The sequence below is a fragment of the Methylobacterium sp. WL18 genome (assembly GCF_008040015.1).
Classification (GTDB): domain Bacteria; phylum Pseudomonadota; class Alphaproteobacteria; order Rhizobiales; family Beijerinckiaceae; genus Methylobacterium; species Methylobacterium mesophilicum.
On sequence record NZ_VRVD01000627.1, the window covers coordinates 1 to 2,732 of the forward strand.

General features: G+C 74.1%; 3 protein-coding genes. 2 read left to right on the forward strand and 1 reads right to left on the reverse strand.

All coding sequences use genetic code 11. The features are described 5' to 3' along the window. On the forward strand, window positions 1-144 hold a 144-nt coding region (locus tag FV228_RS26030), incomplete at its 5' end, for a flagellar assembly protein FliX (protein WP_246694036.1). Window positions 145-170: 26 nt separating this feature from the next. Here the strand turns inward: FV228_RS26030 and FV228_RS26035 are convergent. Continuing rightward, window positions 171-1,667: an ATP-binding protein gene (locus FV228_RS26035; protein WP_147857184.1), complete on the reverse strand. Its 1,497-nt coding sequence runs from the start codon at window positions 1,665-1,667 to the stop codon at window positions 171-173. A 165-nt stretch (window positions 1,668-1,832) separates the two neighbouring features. On the opposite strand from FV228_RS26035, the gene FV228_RS26040 reads away from it, so the two are divergent. Beyond that, on the forward strand, window positions 1,833-2,732 hold a 900-nt coding region (locus FV228_RS26040; protein WP_147857185.1), incomplete at its 3' end, for an Hsp70 family protein.

Genomic DNA, 2,732 nt, shown 5'->3' on the forward strand with positions numbered 1-2,732 from the left:
CCGCAGGATCTGCGCGCCATCGCCGGCCGCCTGGCCCAGCGCGCGGCCTCCTCGGGGGATCCGCGCCTCGACGGGCTCATGGCCGAGATCGAGCTGCGCGCCGCGGTGGAACTCGCCAAGCTCGAAGGCCGGCGCAGCGCATAGCTGCTCCGGTCGCAACGACGGATCGCCTACCCCGCCCGCCGCTTCGGCCCGGTCGGCAGCATCTGCGGCTCGCCCGGGCCGGTCTCGACCGCGAGATCGGGCACCGCGATGATCGGCGCGCCGCGCAGATCCTTCCGGGTGACGATCGCGCCGCGCTCCTCGAGATAGGCCAGCATTCGCCGGGCGCGACCGCCCGAGCTGGTGCCGTACGCGTCGGCCAGCATCGCGTCGGTGGGGCAGGGCGCGCCCTCGATCGCCGCGCGGGCGACCACCAGGAACAGGCCGGCGAGGTCGTCCGGCAGGCCAGCCGCGATCGCTTGGGCCCGCTCCCAGGTGGAGTTGTCGGCGACAGCGCCGCCCGCCTCGGCCCGGGCCACGGCGAGCCGGCGCTTGAACTCCGGCAATCCCATCGTGTCGCCGCGCAGGCGCCGGATCCGGCAGCGGACGGTGAAGTCCTGATAGAGCGTCGCGGGGGTGCAGGCGGCGGCGTCTGCATCGGCCAGCACCGAGGCCAGGACCTCGGCGAGCGCGGCCTCCCGCGCCTCCGGGTCCATCGGCTCCTCTTCGGGCTCCTCCGGCGGGGCCGGGGGGCGGTAGCTCGCGAGCTGGACGAGGACGTCCGGGGCCGCCACCGGGCGCGGCTTCGGGCGCGGCATCGGTGGCGCCAGGCTGTCGGCCGGGCTCGCCGTTAGGATCAGCGCCCTCGCATCCTCGGTCGGGTCGGGGAGGGGGACGAGCACCGGCGAGGACGACCGGCTCACCGTCAGGGTCGGACCCACCGCGATGGTGAGCGGTCGCCGCGACAGGGCCGGACCCAGCGCCACGAAATGTCCGCGCGGCAGGTCGCGGAACGTCTCGGCCTGGCGGCGCTCCAGCCCGAGCAGGTCGGCGGCGCGGGCCATGTCGATGTCGAGGAAGGTCCGGCCCATCAGGAAGTTGGAGGCCTCGGCGGCCACGTTCTTGGCGAGCTTGGCCAGGCGCTGCGTGGCGATCACGCCCGCGAGCCCGCGCTTGCGGCCGCGGCACATCAGGTTGGTCATGGCGCCGAGCGAAAGGCGGCGGGCCTCGTCCGAGACCTCGCCGGCCGCGGCCGGGGCGAACAGCTGCGCCTCGTCCACCGCCACCAGCATCGGGTACCAATGGTCCCGGTCGGCGTCGAACAGGCCGCCGAGGAACGCCGCGGCGGCGCGCATCTGCCCCTCGGCGTCGAGGTTCTCGAGCGACAGCACCACCGAGACCCGGTGGGTGCGCACCCGGGCGGCGATGCGCTGGAGCGCGACGTCGTCGCCGTCCGCCTCCACCACGACGTGGCCGTAGCGGTCGGCGAGGCTGGCGAAGTCGCCTTCCGGGTCGATCACCGCCTGCTGCACGAGTCCCGCGCTCTGCTCCAGCAGGCGCCGGAGCAGGTGCGACTTGCCGGAGCCCGAGTTGCCCTGGACCAGGAGCCGCGTGGCCAGCAGTTCGGTGAGGTCGAGGAGCGCCGGGCGCTCGCCGGTCAGGCCGAGGTCGATATCGGAACGCATGGCGCTCCATAGCATGCCGGGACCGGGTCGGGGCCTCCCCCGGACGCGCTGTCCACGCTTCCCGCAAGGCTGTCGCGCGGCTGCAATGCCGCGGCGGCGCTGGACCCGGACGCCGCCGCCCTGTAGGGGCCGCCCTCCCTCGAACCAAACCGGATCCCTCACGCGATGGCGGCCTGCGGCCTCGATTTCGGCACGTCGAACACCACCCTGGGGCATCTCGCGGCGGCGGGACCGGCCCTGATCCCGCTCGAAGGCGCGCACCGGACCATCCCCAGTGCGATCTTCTTCGAACCGGGCGAGGCGCCGCTGATCGGCCGGGCCGCCACCGCGGCCTACGTCGACGGCCATCCCGGCCGACTGATGCGCGGACTGAAATCGGTCCTCGGCACGCCGCTGATGGACGAGGCGACCCCGGTCGGCCGCGAGCGCCTGCGCCTGCGCGACGTGATCGCCCGCTACCTTTCGGCCGTGAAGGCGCGGGCCGAGGTGGCCTGTGGCCAATCCCTCGACACCGTGGTCCACGGCCGGCCGGTGCATTTCGTCGACGGCGACGCGGAGGCCGACCGGCGGGCCGAGGACACGCTGCGCGACATCGCCCGGGACGTCGGCTTCCGCGAAGTCTCGTTCCAGTACGAGCCGATCGCCGCCGCCCTCGACTACGAGCGGCAGGTCCGCTCGGAGGAGATCGCGCTGATCGCCGATATCGGCGGCGGCACCTCGGACTTTTCCATCGTGCGGCTGTCCCCCGAGCGGCGGGGCCGCCCGGACCGGGCCGGCGACATCCTGGCCAACGACGGCGTGCGGATCGGCGGCACCGATTTCGACCGGCAGCTCAGCCTCGGCACCGTGATGCCCCTGATGGGGCTCGGCAGCCCCATGCGGCGCGGCGACCTCGCGGTGCCGAACGCCTATTTCCACGACCTCGCCACCTGGTCGGCGATCAACCGCCTCTACAACGCGAAGACCCTGCGCGAGATCGACGAGGTGATCCGCGATTGCGCCAAGCCCGCCCTCGTCGCCCGCCTGCGCGCAGCCGTCGAGGGCGAGCGCGGCCACGCCCTGGCG

Bases quoted from the DNA above. Each gene is read 5' to 3' on its own strand.
- FV228_RS26035 (WP_147857184.1), bottom strand. From the start codon at position 1,667: ATGCGTTCCGATATCGACCTCGGCCTGACCGGCGAGCGCCCGGCGCTC.